Raw genomic sequence first — 26,471 nt, forward strand, 5'->3', positions numbered from 1 at the left:
ATGAAAGAAAAGGCTTTTTTTATCCCAGAACCAACCTTAAAAGGCGTTCAAAACGTAGAGGGAATATGGTTTCCAACGCAGTGGTATGATCGCGAGCAGCGTCAACGTCTTTTAATAAAATCATGGTTTTTAGGATGCTCAATTTATCAATTTGAACATGGTGATTTACTTAAGTTTCCATCGGCAAAAACGGTGAATTGTGATACTGTACTTGGTTGGCCATTAATTTTAGATAACGGGATCCTCAGTTCTATGCAACTCCCCAAAAAACTGAGTTGCAAAATAATTAACTATGATTTGGTCATTGTTATGGGTAATGATATTCAATGTTATCGTTGTGAAGATGCCATCAATATCGATCCCGCTAATTGGGTTGATCTTAGTGAATATCAATTGTATGAAACCAATCGTTATTTAATAAATATTGTCCATAATGAACTACCAGAATTCAGTTTAGAGAGTCGATCCTTTGAACAAATATTTGATGGCAAAATACCTGTGCCAAGTCCCCGAAAATTACAATTTATTGATAGTAATGAGATAACTAATCAAGATAAAGAAATTGATGAACAAAATAATCATTTGTCTCAAGAAAAACTCATTAAAAAAAGTCATATTATTTTAGCGGTAGTTATCCCTTCAATATTGCTGATAGCATTGTATGTTATTTATTCTCTAAAAATATCTTCATTTAATACTTCACTTGGTAAAAATCTCTATAAAATATTTATTTTTATAATCGTAAGCTTTTTTCATGTGAGTATTTTGATTATTTTTATTAAAACTATAAAAATGCTAAATCGTATATTCTCGGAAGAAAAAAAAGAAGATTTACTTGATGGCATGTTAAAAAAAACATTTTCTTACAGTATTAATGCTAATGAGTTACCACAAGTTAATCACTCATCTTTGTCATCTCCCTCTCATGATAAAAAAAAATCACGACTTAACAGCCATTCTTTTTTATCATTATTTTCAAAATTAAGTCATTTATTTTCTTTTCGACAGAGTAACTACATTGAAACAATGATTAAAAAGTTTGAGAAAGGTGATTTGTTAAATGCCTTGCGTTACGCTCTTCCGATCAATGATGAGAAAAATTCAATCGAAAAAACCTATGGTACACCCAAACCACGAAATAAACTGTCGATAAGTGATTGCGTTTATGGTGATTCATCCTCAATTTATCTTGATTCTGAAAAACTTAAATACTTGAAAAAACTATATCGACAAAGCTTTGATACGTTAGCCAAACAAAACAAAATAGAAGAAGCGGTTTTTGTTTTAGTAGAACTGCTCAATCATTTAGAAGAAGGAATAGAATTTTTAGAACAACACAACCGATATAAACAAGCCATGGAGTTAGCAATTGCAAGGAATGCTAAAACTCAATTATGTATAAAACTTTGTTGTTTGGCAAATGAATGGGATATAGCGGTTATGTTGGCCAGACGCGATAATGCCTTTGAAGCTGTAATTTTGATGCTTGAAAAACAACACTTTGAGATAGCCAATAAATTAAAACTTTATTGGGCTAAGACTTTAGCAGAAAAAGCAGATTGGTTAGCTGCAATTGATGTCATTTGGTCACTCTCGGAATATCGTTATCTTGCTGAACAGTGGTTTAATAACATGGATATATACGATGCTAAAGCGATCGTAAAGCGTCTTATTTTAATACCTAATTCGATAATAAAACTTGAAAGAACTTTGATCGAGATAAAAACTGAACAAGCTCATTATCGAGTAAGATTAGATCTGGCTAATGAAATTTTAAAAAATCAGCAAAATATTCAAAAATTGCAAGGTTTATTACGAATGATGATCAACGAGATAATTGTTGATGCCATTACTTATCCTAATAAGTTAACTAAAGCTAAAATTGCAAAATTAATTACTCTTACTGAAGATAGAACATTACAGATAGATCTGCCTATCTCCTCGTTAAAACTGGTTAGGCATAAATCTTTATTAATGCAATATCATTTGGATCATTATCAGAGTCCGCAAAAAGGCCATAGAGCGATTTATGACATGATCCCGCTAATCAATAATCAATATTTGCTCGCATTAGGTGAAGCAGGGATTATAAGAGTGGATAATAAAGGCAAGCAACTTGATCATTTTATGATTGTTGCCGATAAGTTTGTCGTATCTTCGAATAGATTGCAAATTTTAGCGTTGGCTAAACAAGATAATTACTACCGCATTCATAAACTAGATTTGAGTACCAAGAAAACAATCGATTTAGGCGTTGTTAACTTCCAATTATGCTGCTTTGAGTTTGATGGTATAAATTGGGCTATCATTAAAAATAATTGCCTTGAACTGATTGATATTAGTCATAAATTATCTGTGGTACGGCGAATCAATCTTTATCCTAATGTAATAAATAAGTTGGTGATTAAAAATCATGAAATAATGGTTTTAACCCACAACGCTGAGAAAAAAGATGAAATTTTGTATTATTGTTTACCTGACTATAGTTTAACAAAGCGATTGGAAATTGATGGGTATTATGACCGGTTAATAATGGGTCATAATCACAAGATCTTAAAAGTTGAATATATTGAATCGTCTAAACGCGTGCAATTTAAATATCACCATTACAATGATTTCGAATTTCAATTACAGATCGAGAAAAAACAATTTGATAATCTAATTATATTATGTACAGGTGAACTTATAGCTTTAGTCATTCAACGAATAGATGAAACAGGTTATGAAATTAATCTTTATCATCCCTATACTAATCGCAAACATATAACGATTGATTGGCAATCATCAACAATTGTGTCGTGTTCTTCTATCGGTAATGAATATTATTTTTTTGATAAACAAGGTAGAGTGATGCACATAAACATTACTGAAAATAAAGTAACTTCTTTTTCTTTATAAAATTTGATTAGACAGTTAATTTTTTAAAGAAATATTGGCTAGTTTTTACAGTTAACTATTACATTAGTTCACAAGTCATATGTTTAATCACAAGGGTTAAGAACGATATTCTAGACTTTTTTTGTAAAAAAGAGTAATGTGTGCGGTTTGTCTCGTGGTTCGTGAACCTCCCACGCTAAAAAACTAAGGAAAATTATGAGTAACGTTACATTATTAGGCGATCAGTCTGTTCGCTATCCAACAACCTATAGTCCAGAAATTCTGGAAACTTTTGATAATAAACATCCCGGTAATGATTATTTTGTTAAATTTAATTGTCCGGAATTTACCAGTCTTTGTCCTATTACTGGGCAACCTGATTTTGCCACAATTTATATTTCTTATGTGCCTAACATCAAAATGGTTGAAAGCAAATCTCTTAAGCTGTACTTGTTTAGCTTTCGTAATCATGGTGATTACCATGAAGATTGCATCAATATCATTATGAAAGATCTGATCAAATTAATGGATCCTAAATACATTGAAGTGTGGGGTAAATTCACACCACGTGGAGGTATTTCAATTGATCCTTATGCCAATTATGGTAAAGCTGATACTCGGTGGGAGCAAATTGCGCTCAATCGTTTAGCGAATCATGATCTTTATCCTGAAAAAGTCGATAATCGCTAATTTGTTCAATCTGACAGGAATTTTTTAATGAAAAATCGTAAAGCACTCGTGATATTTTCTGGCGGGCAAGATTCGACTACGTGTTTATTACAAGCCATTGCCGATTATGGACTTGAAAATGTTGAAACTATCAGCTTCCAATATGGTCAACGTCATAGTATTGAATTAGATAAAGCTAAATGGATTGCTGAAGATTTAGGTGTCAAGCAAACCGTAATTGATACATCGGTTATTAAACAGACGACCAATAACGCTTTGATTGACGATTCACAAGAAATTAAAGCTGCACAAGATGGCGATTATCCAAATACGTTTGTCGATGGTCGTAATATGCTGTTTTTATTGTTAGCCGGTTGTTATGCCAAACAGCAAGATATTCAAGATATTATTATCGGCGTATGTGAAACCGATTTTAGTGGTTATCCAGATTGTCGTGATATTTTTATTAAATCCATGAATGTATCTATGAATTTAGCGATGGATTATGCGTTTAATATTAAAACCCCGTTGATGTATCTTACTAAAGCTCAAACATGGGAAATGGCTGATAAATTGGGTTATCTTGATTATGTTCGTCAAAATACTCATACCTGTTATTACGGTGTAGAAGGGGGATGTGGTAAATGTCCAAGTTGTATGCTGCGTGATAAAGGTCTACAAGAATATCTGGCCAAAACTTAAAAAATATTTATCTGGGTTCTCTCACCCCATTAAAAAAGGAAACAAATATGTATTTGAACGTTCATTCACAATTGATTGAAAAACAATTTACTCGACAGCAAAAGCATAAAGCACTAGGCTGGTTAGCTTTTTTTCATATTATTGTTATTGCTTCCAGTAACTATTTGGTGCAAATTCCATTTGATATTTTTGGATTTCATACTACTTGGGGAGCCTTTACATTTCCATTTATTTTTTTAACCACTGATTTAACTATCCGTATTTTTGGTGCCAGTTTGGCAAGAAAAATTATCTTTGTGGTTATGATTCCCGCTTTACTGTTTTCATATCTGATTTCGGTTCTATTTTTCGAAACCCACTGGGTAGGTTGGTCAGCATTGACCCAATTTAATAGTTTTGTTTTTCGCATAGCATTAGCCAGTTTTGCAGCTTATTTAGTTGGGCAATTAATGGATATTACTGTTTTTAACTATTTAAGAAAAAATCAATTTTGGTGGGTGGCACCCTCAGCTTCAGCAATCTTTGGTAATGGTATTGATACTATTGTCTTTTTTGCTATTGCCTTTTACAAAAGTAGTGATGAATTTATGGCTAATCATTGGGGTGAAATTTCGTTAATGGATTATAGTTTTAAAATTTTAATTTGTGGTTTATTCTTTTTACCATTATATGGAATTATTTTGAATTTTATCTTAAAAAAATTAACTGTAAAAAAGTAATAAATCAGCCAGCTTTTGCTTAATAATTCTGAAATCATCTAACATTTAGAACTTATTGATAACACAATATGTTCTAAATGTCAGTAATACTACTTTCCAATAAACCCAGATCAACGATTCTTTCAAAAATTTGATTGCTTACCTAAAAATTCAATTTGTTTGTAAAGATATTTTGCTAAACGTTTGGTGACAGTGCATAATATTGACCATAATAGTCACAACATTTAGTGAAATAAAAGGAATTGGGTGAAATAATGAGATTAACTAAACACTTAGCTATGTTGGGTTTGTTTTTAACGCTATGTGCACAAGCAAAAAACAACGAGCTAACGACAAATATAACCGCTAATCAAAAAAATAGCACAACTCAAAACTCGAGTGTTAATTCGCAATTGCATAATGTATTTAATCCAACACCAGAATTAATCGAAAAATATAAAGATAAAAAACTTGAAATTCTTGATTGTTCGGAGATGATTATTGATGGATCAAGTACTTTAGTCGTGACTTTTTCTGTTCCACTTCTTCCTAAATTAAATTTTTCAAATTTACTGAGATTAGTTGACAAGGAAACGGGTGTTGTCGATGGTGACTGGGAGTTGTCTGATAATGGTTTGGAATTAAGACATCGTTATCTTGCACCAAATCGTAAATTAGATTTAACCATTGATAAAATGTTAACGGCGATTAATAACAAGAGTTTACAATCAGTTTATGAAAAAGAATTAACCACTCGGGATCGTCAGCCATTAGTAAATTTTGCAAGTACTGGATTATTATTACCGAGTAAGTCCATGAGTGGATTACCTGTGACGACATTGAACATTAATAAGGTCGACATAAACTTTTTTAAAATTAAGCCAGAAAAACTAAGTGATTTCTTTGATAAATTTGGCTTTATTAATATGCTATATGCTTGGCGCTCTGAAGAACTCAATAGTTATGCTGATTTAGTTTACTCGTCACGTTTTGATCTTAATCCTAAACCTAATGCCCAAGAAACTGTTTTAGTCAATCTTTCTAAAATTAGTGAACTTAAACAAGAAGGTGTTTATGTTGCGGTGATGAATGAAGCCGGAACTTACAATGAATCAAATCCAGCAACCCTATTTTCAATAAGTAATATTGGTGTTTCAGTTCATAACTACAACAACCATAGATTTTCGGTTATGGCTCATGGTTTAGATAATGGTAAACCTCTTGCAAATATCGAAATATCTTGTCGTTATGTAACAATAAAAGACGACGATTGTAGTGTTTCGGAAAAAACAGATAAAGATGGTTATGCTGAATTTTCTATGAATACCCATGATGACAATTGGATATTGCTAGCCAATGATGGAAAACAAACTTCATTTATATATGTAGATCGAAATGCCCTTAATTTGACTGAATTCGATTTATCAGGTACACCTTATTCTCATGCACAATTATTTGTTTTTGGTCCACGAGATCTTTATCGTCCAGATGAAACCGTCTATTTTAATGCATTATTGCGTGATGCGGATGGGCAACCATTGACTGATCAACCAATTATTGCCGATGCGATTTCAACTGATGGGCGTGTAGTTAAAAATTTTCAATTAAAAAGCAGTGCTAATACCAATGGTTTATATCAGGCAAATTTTGTCATTCCATCTGATGCGGCAACAGGTAAATGGTCAATTCGTTTTAATTTAGGTGATGATATTTATCGTTATTGGTATTTCAACGTGGAAGAATTTTTGCCAGAACGTATGGCGATGGAAATAACCAGTTCGTCAGACGGTCCAATATTAAACGATGAAGATGTTAACTTTGATATCAAAGGTTGGTATTTGTATGGTGCACCAGCATCAGATAATCGCCTAAACGCTAATGTTTATTTAAAGAAAGTTGACTCCATTACCGGATTAGCCGATTTCAAAATCGGTTCAGTGACAGATGGTAGTCTTTATAGTGAACTTGGTTCTTTTGAAGAAACATTAGATAATGATGGCTTAACCCAGCTTCATATTAAAAGGAGTAATTGGGCAAATTTACGTTCTCCAGTGAAAGTAGTTTTACAAGCGAGTTTACTCGATTCAGGAGGTAGACCGGTTACACGTTATGCAACTCAAACCATTTGGCCTGCTAATCAAGTACCAGCTATCCGAGCATTGATTGGCGATTCACCTTATTATGATTGGAATACTGATAATTATTATGAGCGTCCTACCGTTGATATAGGGACTAATGCGGAATTTGAAATTGCTTATGTTGATCTAGACGGTAACAAACTGGCGACAAACTCCTTAAAAACAAGATTGATTCGTGAACGTCGTGAATATTATTGGACTTGGTCAAGTGAAGATGGCTGGCAACTTAATCATAATTCCAGTGAGATTGTTATTTCGGAAGATCAGCTATCAATTGAAAAGGATAGTACGACTAAAATAAGCTATTTAACCAGTGATTATGGATCTTATCGTGTTGAAGTGATCGATGACGAGTCTAAAGTAGTGACAAGCTTTCGCTTTTGGTCAGGTTATGATTGGGAGGATAATACACGTGGTACGAAATCAGTACGTCCCGATCAAGTTAAGTTAAGTATTGATAAACCATTTTATAATGTCGGTGATGTGGCTAAAGTCAACGTTCAAGCCCCAGTAGCAGGCTCTGGTTATATCTCTCTTGAAACGAATGATGGTATCATTTGGAAAAAAGCAATTACTGTTGGCGAAAAAGGTTTAGATGTCGATATACCAATTAAAGATTGGGGAAGACATGATATTTATATTAATGCCATGATAATCCGTCCATCAACTAATGCGGCCGTACAAACAGTAAAACGAGCAATTGGTTTGCTTTATTTACCTACTGATACAACAAATCGCCATTTAAATATTTCAATAAATGCACCAAAACAAGTGAAACCAGAAAGTACTGTGCCAATTAAAATCAAAATGGATGAAAAATTTATCCAAAAAGATAAAAAAGTCACAGTGTTAGTTTCAGCTGTTGATTCTGGTGTATTAAATATTACTGATTATGTTACGCCAGATCCTTATGCTGGATTTTTAGGGCGTAAACGTTATGATGTCGATATTTTTGATGTTTATGGTAAGTTAATTGAGGCTTCAGGGCGTAATGTTAACATGAGTTTTGGTGGTGATGCGATGGGCGCTGGCGGAAAAAAAACGTCTAATGAAGTTCTTATTGTTGCTCAACAATTGAAAACCATTCAGTTAAATGACCAAGGTGAGGGTGTTATTGATTTACCATTACCTAATTTTAATGGTGAATTGCGCATCATGGCGCAAGCATGGGATGACAATCGTTTTGGTAAAGCAGAAAAAACGATGAAAGTTGCCGCTCCTGTTATTGCCGAATTAACAACTCCGCGCTTTTTATCTGGGGGAGATCAAGCAGTATTAGCATTAGATCTTCATAATTTGACTGATACGACTCAAAATATGCAAGTTGAAGTATCAACGACGGGGTTAATTCATCAAAATGATGTAAAATCTATCCCTGTCAGACTTGATAGCAAACAAAAAAATATTATTCAAATTCCTGTTGTCGCAGATTATGGTTATGGTAAAGGTACTGTAAATATAAATGTGAAAGGGATTGTTATTGATGATAATTCAGATTTTGATATTCACCGTTCATGGGCTATCGGCGTAAGACCAGCCTATGCTGCAACTACAAGATATTTTGAAGTAGTGTTAGATGAAAAGAAAAGTTGGAAATTACCTGACGAAGCGTTAATGGGACTGATTGAAAATACCATTGAAGGGCAATTGGTTATCTCTAATCAACCACCACTGAATATCGCTCAATATATTAAAAGTTTATTTGCCTATCCTTATGGCTGTTTAGAACAGACAACCAGTGGCTTATTCCCATCTTTATATGCTAACAGTGAACAGCTTGCACAGTTAGGTATTAAAACGGATTCTGATGATAAGCGCCGAGAAAAAATTCAAAAAGGCATTTCACGAATTTTATCAATGCAACGTAGTAATGGTAGTTTTGGTTTATGGAGTAATCATAGCGAAGAAGAACATTGGCTTACTGTTTATGCTACGGACTTTTCATTGCAAGCTAAAGAGCGAGGTTATCAGGTAAATGATAAAGCTCTTGATGCAGCAATGTCGCGTCTTGGTCAATATATTTATGATACTTCTGCATTTAATAATCTTTATTATGGGGATGAAAATTCACTTGAGTTTGAAAAACTCTCTATTAAAGCTTATGCGTTGATGATACTGTCTAAACAAAATAAGATTACCTCAGCGATGCGTAATGAGATTAATTATTTATCAGATAAGATCAGCAAAGATAAATCATTTATCTATAGTCCGTTACCTTTGGCTCAATTAGCCGTAAGCGCGAAGTTAAATGGTTTGACATCTGTTTATGATAAATTATTACCATTAATCTTCACTACTCCGTATAACTACACTACATGGCGGGGTAATTATGGTAGCGAGGTTCGTGATCAAGCATTAATTCTATCGTTATTGATAGAAAACGATATGGCCACAAAAAATCAAGCCAGTTATTTAGTTAATTTATCAGAATTATTAAAAAATAAACGTTATTACTCAACTCAGGAGTTAAATTCATTATTTATTGCTGGTTGGTCATTAGAGCAACATAAAAAAGATGATAAATTTAAACTGGCAATAAATGATAGTATTGTTGAGGTTAATTCTGTCTATTCTCATTCCTATAATTATGAAGCCTTAAGTCAAGGGTTATCTATCAATAATTCAGAACATGATAGACCACTTTATGCTAAATTCTCGCTTTCTGGGTATGGAACAACGCCACCGGCACCAACATCGAAAGATGGTTTTTTCAATATTACTCGAACCTATTACGATCTACATGGCAACGAAATAAATCCATCCCAATTAGAAGTGGGTTCCATGATGGTTGTGATTTTAGATGTAACATCAAAAGAACCTGTTCATGATGCATTGATTGTTGATTACTTACCAGCTGGGTTAGAACTTGAAAATCAGAATCTTTCAAATAGTAGCGTGAATTTATCATCAATTCCTGGTGTATCTGATTTATTGAAAGATGATGATGTAAGTCAACTTAAATATCAGGAATTTAGAGATGATAGATATGTTGCTGCTGTTAATATCCAAAATTATAAGGAACGCCAAAAATATCATAAACGTGTTGCTTATTTAGTTAGAGCGGTAACAACTGGTAATTACATGATTCCTTATCCTTATGTTGAATCTATGTACCGTCCTGATCGTTTTGCAATCGGACAATCACCAGATTTGATGACGATATCTGTTCCTAATAAAGAAAGTAATTAATCAAGGGATAGTAAAAATTTCAATACTATCACTAAGATTAACTTCATTGACTATTCCGCCAATAGCGTTGGCGGAATTTTTATTTTTTTAAAATTGTGTTGGATAATCGAATATCAATAATGAAAAAGTTCTTTTATAAATTATTTCTTTTTTTATTATTATTATCAGTTTTGTTAGTCGGCAGTTTTTTTGTCTTGGATTATTTTTTTCCATTATGTATTTCGCGAAATAAAACAACACAAACCGTTGTTGCTCAAGATGAAACTCCTTTATGGCGATTTGCTGATGAAAAGGGTATTTGGCGTTATTCGGTAAGCCTTGATGAAGTTCCTGATTATTATCTTGATGTGTTATTAAATTATGAGGATCGTTATTTTTATAATCATATTGGTATTAACCCGATGTCGTTATTTCGAGCTGCTTGGCAAAACTTATCCAATAATAAAATTATTTCAGGAGGTAGTACCATTTCAATGCAGGTGGCTAGGTTACTCTCTCCTCATGATCGAACAATTATCGGTAAATTAAAACAAATCTTTCGGACTTTTCAACTTGAACTACATTATAGTAAAGAAGAGATTTTAACTTTATATATTAATCATGCGCCTTACGGAGGCACAATTGAGGGTATCGGAGCCGCTAGCTGGTCTTATTTTGGTAAACAACCTAAAGCATTAACTCGAAGTGAAGCAGTATTATTGGCGGTATTGCCTCAAGCACCGAGTCGATTAAGACCCGATCGATTTCCTGAAAGAGCTAAGCAAGCTCGTGACAAAGTATTAGATAGACTTGCTCAATATGATGTTTGGCCAAAAGAGTTGATTGAACAAGTTCGACGTGATGAAGTTTGGGTTTATCCACGAAAAGCACCACAGTTAGCACCATTATTGGCTTATCGTTTAAAACAGCAATATCCTAATGATAATATTATTCATTCCACTATTGATGTTTCTATTCAATATATTTTAGAAGATCTTGCTATTAATCGAAAAAAACAGCTCCCGCCTAAAACATCATTGGCAATTTTAGTGGTAGATCATGACGATATGACGGTTAAAGGATATGTTGGTTCTGCTGACTTTAATGATAAAGAGCGTTTTGGTCAAGTCGATATGATTAGAGCGTTACGCTCTCCTGGTTCTACACTCAAACCTTTCATTTATGCCTTTGCTATTGATGAAGGTATGATTCATTCTGAATCGTTACTACAAGATATTCCGCGTATTACTACCGATTATCGACCAACTAATTTTGATGAGGGTTTTCATGGGCCTGTTAGTGCTTCTGATGCATTGAGTAAATCATTAAATTTACCGGCAGTTCAATTAATTGAGTTATATGGTCCAAAAAGGTTCGCAGGAAAACTCGCGGGTATTGGTTTACCTTTATCCTCTATCGCAAATGATCCGAATATTTCCTATATATTAGGTGGTGCTTCACTTAGAATGGATAACCTTGTTAGTGCATACAGTGCATTTGCAAAGCACGGGGATGTGAGCCCCTTGCGATATACTCAATCTGATCCTTTAATTAATAAACCCTTTATCTCTGATGGTAGTGCATGGATAACACGGCAAATGTTAATTAATAGCAATTTATTAGCATATAAAACAGGAACCAGTTATGGTTATCGCGATGCTTGGGCCGTTGGTATAAATCCTCGATATTTAATAGGCATTTGGGTAGGACGCCCTGATGGTACGCCTGTTGTTGGGCAGTATGGTTCAATGTCTGCAACTCCAATTTTACAACAAGTAAATTCGATTTTGTTAAATAGAGAAAATCGTTTAAATCACCCTCTCCTCACTTATGAGAAACCTGAATCAGTCTCAAGCGCCCAAATTTGTTGGCCATCAGGGCAGCCACTTCCTGAATCTGATCCTAATTGTCATCGTCAAAAAACAGCATGGGTATTAAATAATATGTTGCCACCAACATTAAGCACCTATAGTGAATTAAAAAACAATATTTATCGTTCAGGTTGGATAAATATTTGGGTAAATGATCGCGGTGAGCGTGTAGCCGCTGATTGTATAGGAGCACAAAAAAAACAGATAGCTTTGTGGCCAATTTCATTAGAAAATTGGTTGTTAACTAAAGAAAGACGACAATCTTTACTGCCCCCAATTGATAAAAAATGTCCTGTAATGGGTAAAGATATTTTTGCCTCACTTAATATTGTTGGTTTACGGGATAAACAACTCGTTAGAGCATTACCAGGCAATAATCAAGTCACGATTGATTTAATTCCTGAAGGTGGATTTGGTGAAAAATGGTGGTTTTTAGATGGTACTTTAGTGGCTAACTCAAAGGATAATGAAAAAGTCGCTTTAACTGTGACTAAAAATGGAAAACATCGTTTACTGGTATTAGATGAAAGTGGACAAATTGTCCGAATAAATTTTATGTCAGATTAATAAAGGAACATTAACATGGCGATTGAACAAACTCTCAGCATTATTAAACCTGATGCGGTAAAAAAACAGATTATTGGCGAAATTCAAACAAGAATTCACCAAGCTAAACTTGATATTATTGCTATGAAAATGGTGAGGTTAACAAAAGAACAAGCTGAAGGTTTTTATGCTGAGCATCAAGACAAGTCCTTTTTTGCTAATTTGGTAAAATTTATGATGTCTGGACCAATTGTTGTTCAAGTTTTACAAGGTGAAAATGCCATTGAACGCTACCGACAACTGATGGGACCCACTGATCTATCTAAAGCTGCTGCAGGGACTTTAAGAGCCGATTTTGCGAATAGTGTGAGAGAAAACGCCGTGCATGGTTCCGATTCTTTAGCATCAGCAGAACGTGAAATTGCTTATTTTTTTGTTGATAGTGAGATATTTCGTTAGGTGATTATTATTTAACAAAGAGTTATAAAACTTATGAAAATTACCTATAAACAATTAACGAGTGCAGTGGAACAAAAATTATTGACTCATCAGCAGGCAGAACAATTATGGCTGTTTTTCCAAGAACAGAATAAACATCTGCCTAGCTTTCAATTTACGCATATATTGTATTATCTAGGAGGTTTGATTGCGATAGGTGCGATGTCACTATTTATGACTTTAGGTTGGGAGCATTTAGGCGGTATTGGTTTATTGTGTATTAGTGCGATTTATGCCATCACTGCACTTTGCACTGCACAATTTTTATTAAAACGTTATCATCTGATCATTCCAGCGAATATATTAACAACGTTAGTGATTGTATTAACACCTTTAGGGGTTTATGGACTTGAAAATGCTATAGGCGTTTGGGATAACCATTATGATTACAGAGATTATCATCGATATATTGACTTTCGGTGGTTATTTATGGAGTTAGCGACCGTATTGGTTGCTGTTTGTCTAATTCTTCGATATCGATCTTCTTTTTTATTTATGCCACTAGCATTTACACTCTGGTATATGAGTATGGATCTTACACCTTATTTAGTTCATTTATTGGGTTATGCAAAAAACGATATTAATTATTCGGATTATTTCAATATGCGTCAACAAGTATCGCTATGGTTTGGATTATTGGTTGTTGTGGTGGCCTTTCTTATTGATATAAAGAATAAAAGTGATAAAGATTTGTCATTTTGGCTCTATTTATTTGGCGTTCTCACTTTTTGGGGCGCATTAAGTTCAATGGAATCAGACAGTGAGTTAAATAAATTTTTCTATTTCTGTGTTAATTTACTCATGATACTAATAGGGGTAATAATCGTTAGAAGAGTTTTTGTTATTTTTGGCGGTTTAGGAATAACGGGATATTTAAGTTATTTATCCTATCACGTGTTTGAAGACAGCCTACTGTTTCCTTTTGCCTTAACAATAATAGGTTTATCTATTATTGTGGCGGGTATTTTTTGGCAACGTCACGAAAAAGCAATAAACATTTACTTATTGCAATCTGTGCCGCCAGGATTAAGAAAATATCTTGAATTTAAACATCATTAATGTGTTTGTTCACTGAGCCTAACTCGCTATATTAATCCACATTTTATACTATATTATGGATACATGGTTAGTGTGAAATAATATAGTGTAGTCATGCGTAAATTCGTTCCTTTTGATCGCGTACAACCTTATCAATTTGAATCTCAATCTCTAACCATATTCCAGCAATATTATTGAAATGGGTGGGGATTCGCTCTTACCAATACATCTGTTGATTTCAACAATATATTTTTTTAATCGTTAATTTTTTAAAGACCAGATTTTTTTAATGCAAGGTCTGATTATTATCATTTTTAATGTGTTACTGAAAAGAGTGTATTCTCTAGGCCGTAACAATCTTATAAAGCAAGTTCAATTCTCTTAATATAACTTTTAGTTATAACCATGTGATGATTTGTTATTTATTTATTTCATTTTTTTGTTGATAGACTTTAGCGGTACCTAATATAATTTTTAATGAGGTTTTGAATGAAATTTCTTACTAAATCGCTAATAACGATTGCTTTTCTCGGCACATTATTAAGCACCAATTCTGCTTTTGCCGATCGTTTAGATGATATCGAAAAACGGGGCGAAATTAAAATAGCTGTATTTGATAGCAACCCACCTTTTGGTTTTATTGACGAAGCAACCAATAAAATTGTAGGTCTTGATGTAGATTATGCCAATGCAATTGCCAAAGAATTAAATGTCAGAGTTGAATTAGTACCAACTAATCCTGCGAATCGTATTCCATTATTAACCTCAAAAAAAGCGGATTTAATTGTGGCAAACTTTACGGTTACCGATGAAAGAGCAAAAACAGTCGATTTCAGTTTGCCGTATTTTGCTACCGGTCAAAAATTTATTGCTAAAAAGGGCGTACTTAAAACAGCCGATGATCTGAAAAATTTGCGGATCGGCGCTGATAAAGGCACCGTGATGGAAATTACGCTTCGTGAAAAGTATCCAACTGCAAAAGTGATCTCTTATGATGATACGCCATTTGCGTTTGCTGCATTACGTAATGGTGTGGTGCAAGCGATTACTCAAGATGATGCTAAATTAATTGGCTTACTCGCCAATGTACCAGAAGAACAGCGTGAAAACTTCGAAATTTCACCCTTTAGTATCACACAAGAATATCAAGCGGTTGGTATCCCTAAAGGAGAAACACGCTTAATAGACAAAGTGAACCAAATATTATTAAAACTCGAAACCAATGGTGAAGCATTGACGATTTATAATCGTTGGTTCGGTCCTAACACTAAATCTGCAATGCCCCGCGGTGTTTTTAAAATAGGGTCGGCTCAATAAATTATGTTAGAGCAATTACTTGAAGTCCGCTATTTATGGTGGTTATGGGATGGTTTTTTAGTAACCTTAGCTATCTCACTACTTACTATCATTTTTTCTACGATTTTAGGTTTTTTATTGGTTATTGCTCAGCAAAGTGGGATCAAATTGATTAAAAGTATGGTGGTAGGGTATAACGCAATTTTTCGTTATTCTCCATTATTGCCACAACTGTTTTTTTGGTATTTTGGTATTGGTAACTTATTACCCGATGAATTTAAAATTTGGCTATTTGACGAGCCACAAATTCAATTATGGTTTTTGACACTGAAAATGCCATCATTCGAATTTATCATTGGTTTTATTGGATTGACTTGTTATTCCAGTGCTTTTATTGCCGAAGAATTTAGAGCAGGGATTACTGGTGTGAGTGTAGGGCAACAACAAGCATCATTGGCATTAGGATTAACTTGGTGGCAAAGTATGCGTTTTATTATTTTACCTCAGAGCTTTTGTATTGCCTTTACGCCTCTTATTGGTCAATATATGAATATCGTTAAAAATTCATCGTTAACGATGGCCATAGGTGTGTTAGAGCTATCTTATGTTTCAAGGCAAGTTGAAACCGAATCATTAAAAACTTTTCAAGATTTTGCTGTTGCAACGTTTTTATATATTTTGGCTATTGTAATTATTGGTACGTTAGGCAATATTTATCAAACCAAACGATTCCCTACGGGTAGGATGTAATTACTTATTATGGAATTTAAAGGTCTAGAAGTTATCTATAATAACCTAAGTTATATGATGTGGGGTAACTTTCCGGGTGGGATATTTTTAACATTATTAATGAGTTTAGCAGCAATTGTATTTTCATCTTTTATGGGGATCTTAGCTGGTGTTGGCTTAACGGTTAGTAAAGGGCTTGTTCGTTCCTTATTTATTGGTGTGCTAGGCTTTTTAAGAGCTATTCCAGTGATCATGCTCATATTTTGGACTTACTTTTTATTGCCTGTGTTACTAAATGTAGACGTGCCTGCAATTACAACGGTAGTTTTTGCATTATCTGTTATTGGTGCTGCCTATATTGGGCACTCAGTACATGCAGGGATGATTGCTATATCGAAAGATCAATGGCAAGCTGCATTTTCACTAGGATTATCTAAAACTCAAGTCATTATCTACATTATTTTACCGCAAGCTCTAAAAATGATGATGCCATCGTTTGTTAATCAATGGGTATCGTTGATTAAAGATACCTCCTTGGCTTATGTTGTTGGTGTCGCTGAATTTACCTTTATTGCCACGCAAATTAATAATCGTAGTATGGTTTATCCGACCGAAATATTTTTATTTGTTATCGTTGTTTATTTTATCATTTGTTTATCTCTGGATATTGTTGTATCGTTTTTTGCAAAAAAATGTTGGTTTAGTACAAAATAATCGAGCATCTATGATTTTGTTTGATAAATTTGTTTATTAATTGATTATATTATTAAGGTTCTTTTAAGGTTTAAGCGTTAAATTGTTAATAATTTTAATTAATCTGGTAATTGTTCAATGTGGCATGATTTAAATACTCAAATTTTTCTATTAATTAATGCGTCAGAGCAAGCATCGAAATCATTTATTAGCTTTGCTATTTTTTGTGCAAAATATTTGGTTTATGTCCCAATTATTGTTATGAGTATTTGTTGGTTTATTTATCCTATTTATCGGCAACTCATGTTAAAAATGGTGATAGGTTTATGTATCGCATTATTGATTACTTTTATTATTCGTCATCTATTTTATTCTCCACGGCCATTTACAATAGATGTTGGAACAAATTATTTGTTTCATGATAAAACAAGCTCGTTACCAAGCCAACATGCGGTTTTTGTATGGACTTTATTTTTTACTGCCTTTTTTAATAAAGCACAGAGAACTAAAACAATCTTATACGTATTGTTGATAGTTGCATTATTAGTTAGTTGGAGCCGTATCTATCTGGGAGTTCATTGGCCATTAGATATTTTTATTGGATTTATCGTAAGCATTATATCCTCATTGATAGTTAAAAAATGTTGGATGAGTATAAGTAAATTGATTAATCGATAGTTATCTTATGGATTGTAATTAACTGCGCTGTGTAGCAAAGACAAACATATAATAAGTCATCACCTATCGACTTTATTATAAAATACCGATTAGAGTAAATGATAATGAAAATACTTATTGTTGAAGATGATAGCTTACTACAAAAAGGTCTGTATGATGGTATTACCTCCAATGGTTATGTGTGTGAGCTAGCATCAACAGGTAAGCAGGCCGAACAGTATATCCAATTTGGGCAATTTAGTCTGATTATTCTTGATTTAGGTTTGCCTGATTGTGATGGCTTAGAATTACTGACACGCTGGCGAAAAAAGCAAATTGATGCGCCTGTTCTTATTCTTACCGCACGTGATACCGTTGAGGATAGAGTAGAGGGTTTAGATTTAGGTGCTGATGACTATTTAATAAAACCTTTTGCTTTAACAGAATTGTTAGCCAGAGTGCGGGCATTAATTCGTCGTAATCAAGGTACCGCTGATAATCTGATTAGCTATGGACCTATTACTATTGATATCAAACAGCAAAAAGTAACTGTCAATAATCAAGAAATAGTATTAACGCCAAAAGAGTTTATCGTTTTATCCCGATTGATGTTAAAAGCAGGTGAAAAAGTGCATCGTGATTTACTGCAAAACGATCTCTACGATTGGCAAAGTGATCCAAGCTCAAACGTCCTAGAAGTTTACATTCATGGATTACGCAATAAACTCGGAAAAAATTGTATTCGAACTGTTCGTGGCTATGGCTATCAACTTAACATTGATTGTTAATTAATACTACTAACTATATAAATTTATTATGATCGCAAAATCTCTTAGTGATATTCGTCACAGTATTCGCTGGAATCTTTTTTTTACTTTAGGCGCAATTATGCTCATTTGCCAAACTATTACCGTTTTTTGGTTATGGCATGAAAGTAAAGAACAAATTGATGTATTGGTTAATTTAACACTGAGTCAAAATAAAATTGATGAAGTGGTTGAGCATGAAGAACTTGAAGCTATTTTTGCACTGTTTTGTTCTGCTTTTACCATGATGCTGGTGACATTATTTTTAGCCTATAAAGCCATCAAATGGATTACTAAACCGCTAGAAATTTTGGAAAAAGATCTTAATCAACGTACTGAAGAGAATTTAAAACCTATTGCACCGATTAGTAATATGCGCGAAATTAAATCCATTACTTCAGTATTGAATAATCTGTTTATTCGTCTTAGTACAACTTTGGCACAAGAACGGCTTTTTACTGCCGATGTTGCGCATGAAATGCGAACGCCGCTTGCTGGTATACGTTTACATTTAGAATTATTAGAAACTAAAAACAATATTGATTGTACTGAATTAATTGACAGAATTGATCGTTTAGTTAACACGGTTGAGCAATTATTGATGTTAGCGCGTGCAAGCCAAAAATTTACAGTTGGGCAATATCAAAAGATTAATTTCTATGATGATATTATGATCCCTTTATCTGATGAATTAACGGAATTAACTAAACAAAAATTTCAATCTATTGAATGGAATATACCTGATACAAAACTTTCGTTTAATGGTGATGTCACTTTAATAAGATTACTGTTGCGTAATTTAGTCGAAAATAGTCATCGCTATAGCCCAAAACAGACCAAAATAGTAGTAAGTTGTTATAAGGATAAAAAAGATATCTTTATAAGTGTGGAGGATGAGGGTGCAGGCATTGACGAATCAAAAAGCGAAAAACTCACTCAAGCCTTTTTCCGGATGGATCGCAAACATGACGGCATTGGGCTTGGTTTAAGTATTGTTAATCGTATTGCAAAGTTACATCAGGGTTTATTTATGTTAAAAAATCGATCTGGCGATGCGAAAGGTGCAATTGCACAATTGCAACTTACTGATTCAACACGTCAACTAAACGAGTAAGCAAAGGATTATGACTATTTTCTTTAACAATAGACTTTAAAAAGCGCTGCCAAGTTCGTTCAATTTTAGATTTTGCAAAACAAGGAATGTAATTCGCAATCGGAATAAAAGTTGAATTACCAATGTTGTCGATAATCACTAAACGACTGTTAGTATCGCTTAAATGTTGAAATAAGATATTTTTACTTTTGATAGTCATGGTAATGATACGATCTTTTAATAATGCTGATTTTAACTCTTTGAGCCCCGTGACTAATTGATCAAAATATTTTTCGGTTAACGATTTATTAGCAAGGTATTTTTCCAGTGGAATTGCGGTTTCACCATTATAATCTCGAATCAGTTCAAAGATATGACCATTACCATAATTAGTTGAAACTGATCCATAATATTTAGCTAATGCATCAAATGATACATTACGTTTAATAAGATGTTTATAATAGGCAATCTCGCGGTTGGTTTCTTCTTCTGCCCCATCATTATAGTTGACTTTAATGCATTTATTCGCATCCTCTGGGTGATGATAACATTTGCGGTGTAATCCGCGACTTATATAATCTTTTTCGGAAAGTGTGATGGTAGTATTCATGATATAAATTTTCTATTATGTGGGCTTGACTTTAAGTGTAACAGCAAGACTTTATTATCGCCATGATTTTTTATTTTTAAACTAGCGCTTTTATATTATTTCTGTATAATATCGGCACCCACGTTACAACAACGTTTTTCCCAACGTTGTTTTCGGTTGTCAAAGTTAATGTAACAACTCGAAGGGGTTAGTTAGTTAATAGCAACAATCAAAAAGTGTAAATAAATCAAATGATTTATTAACGTGAGATTAATTAAAAATTGGATAATTACGAATGAGTACTTTTTCAGCTAAACCAGAAACAGTTAAACGCGACTGGTATGTTGTTGATGCAGCAGGTAAAACGTTAGGTCGTTTAGCTACTGAAATCGCAAGCCGTTTGCGTGGTAAACACAAAGCAGAATACACACCACATGTTGATACAGGTGACTATATCATTGTTATCAATGCAGAAAAAGTTGCTGTAACAGGCAAAAAACGCACTGATAAGATTTATTATCGTCATACTGGCTACATCGGTGGACTTAAAGAAGCGACTTTTAAAGAAATGATTGAACGTCATCCTGAACAAGTCATCGAAATTGCTGTAAAAGGCATGTTACCGAAAGGTCCTCTTGGTCGTGCAATGTACCGTAAACTAAAAGTTTATGCTGGTAGTGAGCACAATCATGCGGCACAACAACCGCAAGTATTAGATATTTAAGGGGATAGAAGATGGCTGATAATCAATATTACGGCACAGGTCGCCGCAAAAGTTCTGCTGCTCGCGTGTTTATTAAACCAGGTAGTGGAAATATCGTTATTAATAAACGTTCATTAGAGCAATACTTTGGTCGTGATACTGCTCGTATGGTTGTTATGCAACCTTTAGAGTTAGTTGAAATGACTGACAAACTTGATCTATACATCACTGTTAAAGGTGGCGGTATTTCAGGTCAAGCTGGTGCAATTCGTCACGGTATTACTCGTGCATTAATGGGATATGATGAAACATTACGTTCTGCATTACGTCAAGCAGGCTTTGTTACTCGTGATGCTCGTCAAGTTGAACGTAAAAAAGTGGGTCTACGCAAAGCACGTCGTCGTCCACAATTCAGCAAACGTTAATTGCATACGTTACAAAATTGTTTTCAAAACCCAGCCAAAAGCTGGGTTTTTTTATGTCAAATTATTGTTTATCTAAAATAGTCATTAAGATGATTGACTAAGTGTAACTTAGCTTTTTTGTAATATAACATTCAGATTTTTAATTTAATTATTGCTACTCATAAGAACGATTATTTTTACTAAAACGTATAGCTAACCTTAAACTTCTTGTCAAAAAATTTTTCAATACAAGAAAGATAGTAATAAAATGCATTTTTTTAACAAATTTGTTATCCAATTTGTTAGAATAGTGACTTAACTAACTTATTTTAACTTTGCTTATTGGGAGTGAACATGGTTGTTGCTGTTAATAAACGTTCTGTTATGACACTATTTTGTGATACAACAGATATTTACGGCCATCAGATTCGTTTTGTATTGGCAGAAAAAGGTGTGACTGCTGAAATCGAGTTTGTAACCGCAGATGATTTACCTCAAGAATTATTGGATCTTAATCCATACGCTAATATCCCAACTTTAATTGATCGCGATCTTACTTTATACGAGCCTCATATCGCATTAGAATATCTAGATGAACGATTCCCACATCCTCCTTTAATGCCTGTTTATCCTATTCTTCGAGCAAATGCACGTTTAACGATGTATCGTATCAAAAAAGAGTGGTATGCCGCTTACGAAACAATTATTGCCGATCCTAATAGCAATGCAGCTAAAACAGCCCGAAAAAATTTATTGGATGATCTTGTTTCAATCTCAGTTATTTTTAAAGAAAAAGATTATTTTATGAGTGATGATTTCACTTTATGTGATTGTTATTTTGCTCCATTATTATGGCGTTTACCAATGCTTAATATTGAATTACCAAAAGTTGCTGAGAAAAATTATTTAAATTATATGGCACGCATTTTTGAACGTCCTGCTTTTATTCAGTCTCTTACTGACGATGAAAGAAAGATGAGAGCATAATAAATAATTTTATCTGATTTGCACTATTTTTTATACAAGGTATTTTTATGGAACTTGAGCAAATGACTCCACGTCGGCCTTATTTATTTAGGGCTTTTTATGATTGGATTCTGGATAATGATTTAACGCCCTATATTGTGGTGAATACTTCTGTCTATGGAGTATTGGTTCCACAAGAGTTTGTACAGAATAATCAGATAGTGCTAAATATTGCACCACAATCTGTAGGTCAATATGTATCAAATAATGAGCAAATTGAGTTTAATGCCCGTTTTTCTGGTGTGCCACAACATATTGTTGTTCCTATGGCTGCGGTTGAAGCTATCTATGCTCGTGAAAATGGAGTAGGGATGGGATTTGAGGATGAACCTCAATATCGAGCGTTACAAGAAAAACAAAATAATCAATCCGAAACACCTCCTGCAAAAAAGGCCAATCCATTTAGAGTGGTAAAATAATTTTTAATAACAAAATTATTTTCCAGATTTAAATCTCAATGTCTATTAACGCCCGCTTAACTAACGGGCAATAAGTAACATAATAAATCAATGCAATTTGAAATATTAATAGTTATCATTTATCAAATGAAGAGATAAAACTTATTATCATTTTAATTTCTTATAATTGATAATGATTATTATTAACATCAAAATGCGTGCGTGTTATGTCATGAATTCAACTGATATCAATCCAAGTTCTCGCTTGTGGAAATTAGCATTTACTTATAAAACTTTAATGATTTTTTCCTGTTTATTCTCTATTTTTAGTGTCATCACTTCATTTGTACCATTCATTGCCATCTATTTCATTGTTTGTGAAATTATAGTGAGCATCAGTCATCAAACAGAATTAAATAGCGAATTAATTATTAGTTATGGCTGGCTGGCATTTATGGCTGCTGCATTAGCGATTGTTTTTAATTTCCTAGCGTTATGCTTATCACATATTGTTGCATTTAAAACACTTTATAATCTTAAATACAACTTTATTCGTTATTTATCCTGTTTACCTTTAGGCTTTCATACAAACCATTCTAGTGGCGAGCTTAGAAAAATCGTGGATGACGATATCGAAAAAATTGAACAATTTATTGCTCATCAATTGCCCGATATGATTGGATCCTTTGCTTCTCCTGTGGTTATTTTGGTGATTCTAGCCGTTTTCGATTGGCGATTAGGTTTAGCAACGTTAGTACCAATTATCCTTGCCTATATCGTATTAATTAGTGGCTATCGACGTAAGGATATCAAAACCAATCAACAAGAGTTGCAAAAAAAATTGATTGAAATGAGTCATGCTTCAGTTGAATATATAAGAGGTATTACCGTTATAAAGGCTTTCAATCAGACATTTTTTTCATTTAAACGATTTAATGACGCGATTAAAGCTTATCAATTTTATTGTTTAAAATTTATATATTGTTTTAAATACCACATGGCATTTTTTATATTGTTATTAAATAGTATTTATCTCTTTATTGTTCCAGTTGTTATCTTTTTGATCAGTGATACGGATAATTACGCTAATTTCATTTTGTCAGCCATTTTTTATTTGATTTTTTCTTTAGGATTACCTGCACCATTTTTCAAATTGATATATGTAACTCAAGGATTTCAAAAAACAGTTAAAAGCGTACAAAATATGGATGAGGTATTAAATGTTCCTCCTCTTAGCGAACCCAAAGAGGAGCTGAAAGTTGCAAGCTACGATATTCAATTTGATAATGTGTGTTTTTCTTATCATGATGAACAGGTATCAAATCCAACCGAAAGTAATAACGCGCTTAACCATATTTCATTTACTGCTAAACAAGGTGAAATAACGGCTTTAGTCGGTTTATCAGGCAGTGGCAAAAGTACCATATCCTTACTCATTCCACGATTTTATGACCCAGATGAGGGCCTTATTACAATTGGTCATGTTGATTTAAAACAGATGAATAGTGATTATTTATTATCTTTAGTAAGTTTTGTTTTTCAAGATGTGTTTTTATTCAAGCAAAGTGTAATAAACAACATTCGGATCGGTAAACCTGACGCAACAATTAATGAAGTTATTGCGGTTGCTAAAACTGCTCAATGCCATGAATTCATTGAAAAATTACCAAATGGTTATGATTCAATTATTGGATCTGATGGTATACATCTTTCTGGGGGTGAAATGCAACGACTGGCTATCGCTCGAGCACTATTAAAAAATTCTCCAATTTTAATCCTTGATGAAGCCACTTCATTTGCCGATCCTGAAAATGAGAGCAAAATTCAATTAGCAATGAAAGCATTAATGAAAAATAAAACGGTCATTATGATAGCTCACCGTCTATCAACAATACGAGATGCTAATAAGATCATCGTATTAGACAAAGGAAATATTGCTGAGTCAGGAACACATGAACAACTATTTTCAAATAAGGGAACCTACTACAAGATGTGGCAATATTATCAGCAAACATTAGATTGGCAAATGCATCATTCTGATATGAGTAAGTCAAATAATGATGAGCAAATAAGTTATCAGCAGGGGTCAGAAAATGTTTAAGCGATTATTGATGTTATCCGATACAGGAAGTGAAAATTTAAGACAAGCTATCATTGCATGTACGATCTCAAATCTTACATTGATGTTACCGTTTATTATTCTATTGCAAGTCATTGTCTCGTTAATTACCCCGTTAACAAGTCATTTAGCAGTAAATAAGAGTTATTTATGGTTAATGATAGGGTTAGGCATATTATCTAGTTTACTTTTTTTATTTTGTTATCAAAGAGAATATAAAAAAACTTATGCAAATGCGTTTGGACAGGCAGCAAATACTCGCATAGAAGTGGCAGAGAAAATTAGAAAACTTCCACTTAGTTTTTTTAATCGTAAAGATTTATCTGAACTAACAACTAATATTATGGGTGATTGTGCAACAATTGAGAACATGTTGAGTCATGTCATTCCCCAATTAATTGGTTATTCATGCAGTAGTGTTATTACTTGTGCTTTATTAGCTTTTTACGATTGGAGAATGGCAAGTGCTATCTTTTGTACTTTACCTATTGCATTTTTAATTATGCTTATCGGTAAAGGTTTTGAAAAAAAATTAGGCGAAAAACAAGTACAAAGTAAATTAGCTGTCTCAAATGAGGTTCAAGAATATCTTGATGGAATTAAAATCATCAAAGGCTTTGGTATTAGTGGTGAAAAATTTAAAACACTGGATAGAGCGCTTAAAAATATGATGTGGGCATCGATCAAATTTGAAGGTGTAAGTGGAATTTTTGTCGCGTTATCTACTTTGATTTTGCAGGTAGGTTTGGGCATAGTTGTTTTAGTCGGTGTGAAGTTGATCGTTATTGGTAGTTTAGATCCGATAACATTTTTAGCCTTTATCGTTATTGGTTCACGCATATACAGCCCTTTAATTTCTGTATTAACGCTATTACCTGAGCTTTTTTATATGCTGACATCTATTGAACGGATGAAAAGTTTACAAACAGAACCAATAATGGAAGGTCGAGATGATGTTTTGTTGAAAAATTTTAGTGTTACCATAGATCACATTAATTTTTCATATAAGCAAAAAACTGTTATTAATGATCTGAGTTGTGTTATTCCGTCAAACAAAATGACTGCGTTAGTAGGGCCTTCAGGAAGCGGTAAAAGCACGTTATTACAATTAATTGCTCGTTTTTGGGATGTCAATAAAGGCGTGATTAGTATTGACGGTAATGATATTAAAACCATCGATCCGGAGACGTTGATGCGCAGTGTGTCGTTTGTATTTCAAAATGTTATTTTATTCGATGATACCATTTTAAATAATATTCGTATCGGTCGACATGATGCGAGCGATGAAGAGGTTAAACTTGCAGCCAAAAAAGCTCGATGTGATGAGTTGATTGCTCGTTTACCTCATGGCTGGGATACTTTAGTTGGTGAAAATGGCAGTAAGCTATCGGGTGGCGAAAGACAGCGAATATCAATAGCAAGAGCATTATTAAAGAATGCTCCAATTGTACTGCTGGATGAAGCAACTGCATCACTTGATCCTGAAAATGAAGTTTATATACAACAAGCCATTTCAGAATTAGTTAAAGATCGAACTGTGATTGTAATTGCCCATCGTTTAAAAACAATTATCACGGCCGATCAAATTATTGTATTAGATAAAGGCCGTATTGTTGAACAGGGTAGCTACCAACAATTAATCGATAACAATGGTTTATTTGCCAGACTTTATTCTCTGCAAAAACAAGAGTTTTCTGTCAGTAATTGATTAAGTGTATTTCTTGGGTAAATCGGTATATGATATAAAAAATTA

General features: G+C 33.5%; 21 protein-coding genes and 1 riboswitch. Of the genes, 20 read left to right on the forward strand and 1 reads right to left on the reverse strand.

The window, feature by feature from the left end; all coding sequences use genetic code 11:
* The 14 genes from AC5LW9_RS05750 to pmrB all read left to right on the forward strand — a co-directional run bounded on the left by AC5LW9_RS05750 (position 1) and on the right by pmrB (position 19,500).
* Positions 1 to 2,898 (forward strand): bpX6 domain-containing protein, encoded by a 2,898-nt coding sequence (locus AC5LW9_RS05750; protein ID WP_493456485.1) that lies wholly within the window; start codon positions 1 to 3, stop codon positions 2,896 to 2,898.
* Positions 2,899 to 3,046: 148 nt separating this feature from the next.
* Positions 3,047 to 3,091, forward strand: a riboswitch (PreQ1 riboswitch).
* Between the two features lie 2 nt (positions 3,092 to 3,093).
* Entirely contained in the window at positions 3,094 to 3,567 is a 474-nt protein-coding gene (gene queF, locus AC5LW9_RS05755) for a preQ(1) synthase (protein ID WP_039126153.1), read from the forward strand.
* Positions 3,568 to 3,594: 27 nt separating this feature from the next.
* The gene (queC, locus tag AC5LW9_RS05760; protein WP_039126151.1) at positions 3,595 to 4,248 is read left to right on the forward strand and encodes a 7-cyano-7-deazaguanine synthase QueC; all 654 of its coding nucleotides are present in this window, start codon (positions 3,595 to 3,597) and stop codon (positions 4,246 to 4,248) included.
* A gap of 47 nt (positions 4,249 to 4,295) precedes the next feature.
* Positions 4,296 to 4,967, forward strand: coding sequence for a 7-cyano-7-deazaguanine/7-aminomethyl-7-deazaguanine transporter (locus tag AC5LW9_RS05765; protein ID WP_198226658.1), 672 nt, complete (start codon positions 4,296 to 4,298; stop codon positions 4,965 to 4,967).
* 254 nt (positions 4,968 to 5,221) lie between these two features.
* Positions 5,222 to 10,273 carry an alpha-2-macroglobulin family protein gene (locus AC5LW9_RS05770; RefSeq protein WP_493456486.1) on the forward strand — a complete coding sequence of 1,684 codons (5,052 nt, stop codon included), beginning with the start codon at positions 5,222 to 5,224 and terminating at the stop codon, positions 10,271 to 10,273.
* 119 nt (positions 10,274 to 10,392) lie between these two features.
* Entirely contained in the window at positions 10,393 to 12,690 is a 2,298-nt protein-coding gene (gene pbpC / locus AC5LW9_RS05775; RefSeq protein ID WP_493456487.1) for a penicillin-binding protein 1C, read from the forward strand.
* A gap of 15 nt (positions 12,691 to 12,705) precedes the next feature.
* A complete protein-coding gene (gene ndk, locus AC5LW9_RS05780; RefSeq protein ID WP_198226664.1) occupies positions 12,706 to 13,128 on the forward strand; it encodes a nucleoside-diphosphate kinase in 423 nt (140 codons plus the stop codon).
* A 33-nt stretch (positions 13,129 to 13,161) separates the two neighbouring features.
* Positions 13,162 to 14,226: a hypothetical protein gene (locus AC5LW9_RS05785; RefSeq protein ID WP_198236115.1), complete on the forward strand. Its 1,065-nt coding sequence runs from the start codon at positions 13,162 to 13,164 to the stop codon at positions 14,224 to 14,226.
* A 468-nt stretch (positions 14,227 to 14,694) separates the two neighbouring features.
* Positions 14,695 to 15,522, forward strand: coding sequence for an ABC transporter substrate-binding protein (locus tag AC5LW9_RS05790; RefSeq protein WP_198236114.1), 828 nt, complete (start codon positions 14,695 to 14,697; stop codon positions 15,520 to 15,522).
* Positions 15,523 to 15,525: 3 nt separating this feature from the next.
* Entirely contained in the window at positions 15,526 to 16,251 is a 726-nt protein-coding gene (locus tag AC5LW9_RS05795) for an amino acid ABC transporter permease (protein WP_493456488.1), read from the forward strand.
* A gap of 9 nt (positions 16,252 to 16,260) precedes the next feature.
* Entirely contained in the window at positions 16,261 to 16,944 is a 684-nt protein-coding gene (locus AC5LW9_RS05800; RefSeq protein WP_493456489.1) for an amino acid ABC transporter permease, read from the forward strand.
* Positions 16,945 to 17,061: 117 nt separating this feature from the next.
* Complete coding sequence (locus AC5LW9_RS05805; protein ID WP_198226674.1) at positions 17,062 to 17,601, forward strand: phosphatase PAP2 family protein; 540 nt, start codon at positions 17,062 to 17,064, stop codon at positions 17,599 to 17,601.
* Positions 17,602 to 17,705: 104 nt separating this feature from the next.
* Positions 17,706 to 18,368 carry a two-component system response regulator PmrA gene (pmrA, locus tag AC5LW9_RS05810; protein ID WP_039126139.1) on the forward strand — a complete coding sequence of 221 codons (663 nt, stop codon included), beginning with the start codon at positions 17,706 to 17,708 and terminating at the stop codon, positions 18,366 to 18,368.
* A 28-nt stretch (positions 18,369 to 18,396) separates the two neighbouring features.
* A complete protein-coding gene (gene pmrB, locus AC5LW9_RS05815) occupies positions 18,397 to 19,500 on the forward strand; it encodes a two-component system sensor histidine kinase PmrB (protein WP_198236111.1) in 1,104 nt (367 codons plus the stop codon).
* Here the strand turns inward: pmrB and AC5LW9_RS05820 are convergent.
* Positions 19,469 to 20,089: a YrbL family protein gene (locus AC5LW9_RS05820; RefSeq protein WP_493456490.1), complete on the reverse strand. Its 621-nt coding sequence runs from the start codon at positions 20,087 to 20,089 to the stop codon at positions 19,469 to 19,471. The two genes, pmrB and AC5LW9_RS05820, sit on opposite strands and share 32 nt — an antisense overlap.
* Before the next feature lie 274 nt (positions 20,090 to 20,363).
* Between AC5LW9_RS05820 and rplM the strand changes: the two genes are divergently transcribed.
* The 6 genes from rplM to AC5LW9_RS05850 all read left to right on the forward strand — a co-directional run bounded on the left by rplM (position 20,364) and on the right by AC5LW9_RS05850 (position 26,426).
* Positions 20,364 to 20,792 (forward strand): 50S ribosomal protein L13, encoded by a 429-nt coding sequence (gene rplM, locus AC5LW9_RS05825; RefSeq protein ID WP_034901369.1) that lies wholly within the window; start codon positions 20,364 to 20,366, stop codon positions 20,790 to 20,792.
* 11 nt (positions 20,793 to 20,803) lie between these two features.
* Entirely contained in the window at positions 20,804 to 21,196 is a 393-nt protein-coding gene (gene rpsI, locus AC5LW9_RS05830) for a 30S ribosomal protein S9 (RefSeq protein ID WP_493456491.1), read from the forward strand.
* Between the two features lie 333 nt (positions 21,197 to 21,529).
* The gene (locus tag AC5LW9_RS05835) at positions 21,530 to 22,162 is read left to right on the forward strand and encodes a glutathione S-transferase N-terminal domain-containing protein (RefSeq protein WP_198226680.1); all 633 of its coding nucleotides are present in this window, start codon (positions 21,530 to 21,532) and stop codon (positions 22,160 to 22,162) included.
* Positions 22,163 to 22,209: 47 nt separating this feature from the next.
* Positions 22,210 to 22,620, forward strand: coding sequence for a ClpXP protease specificity-enhancing factor (locus tag AC5LW9_RS05840; protein WP_065737400.1), 411 nt, complete (start codon positions 22,210 to 22,212; stop codon positions 22,618 to 22,620).
* A gap of 211 nt (positions 22,621 to 22,831) precedes the next feature.
* Positions 22,832 to 24,700 carry an ABC transporter ATP-binding protein gene (locus tag AC5LW9_RS05845; RefSeq protein ID WP_493456492.1) on the forward strand — a complete coding sequence of 623 codons (1,869 nt, stop codon included), beginning with the start codon at positions 22,832 to 22,834 and terminating at the stop codon, positions 24,698 to 24,700.
* Positions 24,693 to 26,426 (forward strand): ABC transporter ATP-binding protein, encoded by a 1,734-nt coding sequence (locus AC5LW9_RS05850; protein ID WP_493456493.1) that lies wholly within the window; start codon positions 24,693 to 24,695, stop codon positions 26,424 to 26,426. The genes AC5LW9_RS05845 and AC5LW9_RS05850 overlap by 8 nt, the downstream gene beginning before the upstream one ends.
* Positions 26,427 to 26,471 lie beyond the last annotated feature (45 nt).

It is taken from the genome of Gilliamella sp. LMG 34360 (assembly GCF_984568995.1).

What these genes read in the sequence shown, in the direction of transcription:
- AC5LW9_RS05750 (WP_493456485.1), top strand. Translation starts at nt 1, where the DNA reads ATGAAAGAAAAGGCTTTTTTTATCCCAGAACCAACCTTAAAAGGCGTT.
- queF (WP_039126153.1), top strand. Translation starts at nt 3,094, where the DNA reads ATGAGTAACGTTACATTATTAGGCGATCAGTCTGTTCGCTATCCAACA.
- queC (WP_039126151.1), top strand. Translation starts at nt 3,595, where the DNA reads ATGAAAAATCGTAAAGCACTCGTGATATTTTCTGGCGGGCAAGATTCG.
- AC5LW9_RS05765 (WP_198226658.1), top strand. Translation starts at nt 4,296, where the DNA reads ATGTATTTGAACGTTCATTCACAATTGATTGAAAAACAATTTACTCGA.
- AC5LW9_RS05770 (WP_493456486.1), top strand. Translation starts at nt 5,222, where the DNA reads ATGAGATTAACTAAACACTTAGCTATGTTGGGTTTGTTTTTAACGCTA.
- pbpC (WP_493456487.1), top strand. Translation starts at nt 10,393, where the DNA reads ATGAAAAAGTTCTTTTATAAATTATTTCTTTTTTTATTATTATTATCA.
- ndk (WP_198226664.1), top strand. Translation starts at nt 12,706, where the DNA reads ATGGCGATTGAACAAACTCTCAGCATTATTAAACCTGATGCGGTAAAA.
- AC5LW9_RS05785 (WP_198236115.1), top strand. Translation starts at nt 13,162, where the DNA reads ATGAAAATTACCTATAAACAATTAACGAGTGCAGTGGAACAAAAATTA.
- AC5LW9_RS05790 (WP_198236114.1), top strand. Translation starts at nt 14,695, where the DNA reads ATGAAATTTCTTACTAAATCGCTAATAACGATTGCTTTTCTCGGCACA.
- AC5LW9_RS05795 (WP_493456488.1), top strand. Translation starts at nt 15,526, where the DNA reads ATGTTAGAGCAATTACTTGAAGTCCGCTATTTATGGTGGTTATGGGAT.
- AC5LW9_RS05800 (WP_493456489.1), top strand. Translation starts at nt 16,261, where the DNA reads ATGGAATTTAAAGGTCTAGAAGTTATCTATAATAACCTAAGTTATATG.
- AC5LW9_RS05805 (WP_198226674.1), top strand. Translation starts at nt 17,062, where the DNA reads ATGTGGCATGATTTAAATACTCAAATTTTTCTATTAATTAATGCGTCA.
- pmrA (WP_039126139.1), top strand. Translation starts at nt 17,706, where the DNA reads ATGAAAATACTTATTGTTGAAGATGATAGCTTACTACAAAAAGGTCTG.
- pmrB (WP_198236111.1), top strand. Translation starts at nt 18,397, where the DNA reads ATGATCGCAAAATCTCTTAGTGATATTCGTCACAGTATTCGCTGGAAT.
- AC5LW9_RS05820 (WP_493456490.1), bottom strand. Translation starts at nt 20,089, where the DNA reads ATGAATACTACCATCACACTTTCCGAAAAAGATTATATAAGTCGCGGA.
- rplM (WP_034901369.1), top strand. Translation starts at nt 20,364, where the DNA reads ATGAGTACTTTTTCAGCTAAACCAGAAACAGTTAAACGCGACTGGTAT.
- rpsI (WP_493456491.1), top strand. Translation starts at nt 20,804, where the DNA reads ATGGCTGATAATCAATATTACGGCACAGGTCGCCGCAAAAGTTCTGCT.
- AC5LW9_RS05835 (WP_198226680.1), top strand. Translation starts at nt 21,530, where the DNA reads ATGGTTGTTGCTGTTAATAAACGTTCTGTTATGACACTATTTTGTGAT.
- AC5LW9_RS05840 (WP_065737400.1), top strand. Translation starts at nt 22,210, where the DNA reads ATGGAACTTGAGCAAATGACTCCACGTCGGCCTTATTTATTTAGGGCT.
- AC5LW9_RS05845 (WP_493456492.1), top strand. Translation starts at nt 22,832, where the DNA reads ATGAATTCAACTGATATCAATCCAAGTTCTCGCTTGTGGAAATTAGCA.
- AC5LW9_RS05850 (WP_493456493.1), top strand. Translation starts at nt 24,693, where the DNA reads ATGTTTAAGCGATTATTGATGTTATCCGATACAGGAAGTGAAAATTTA.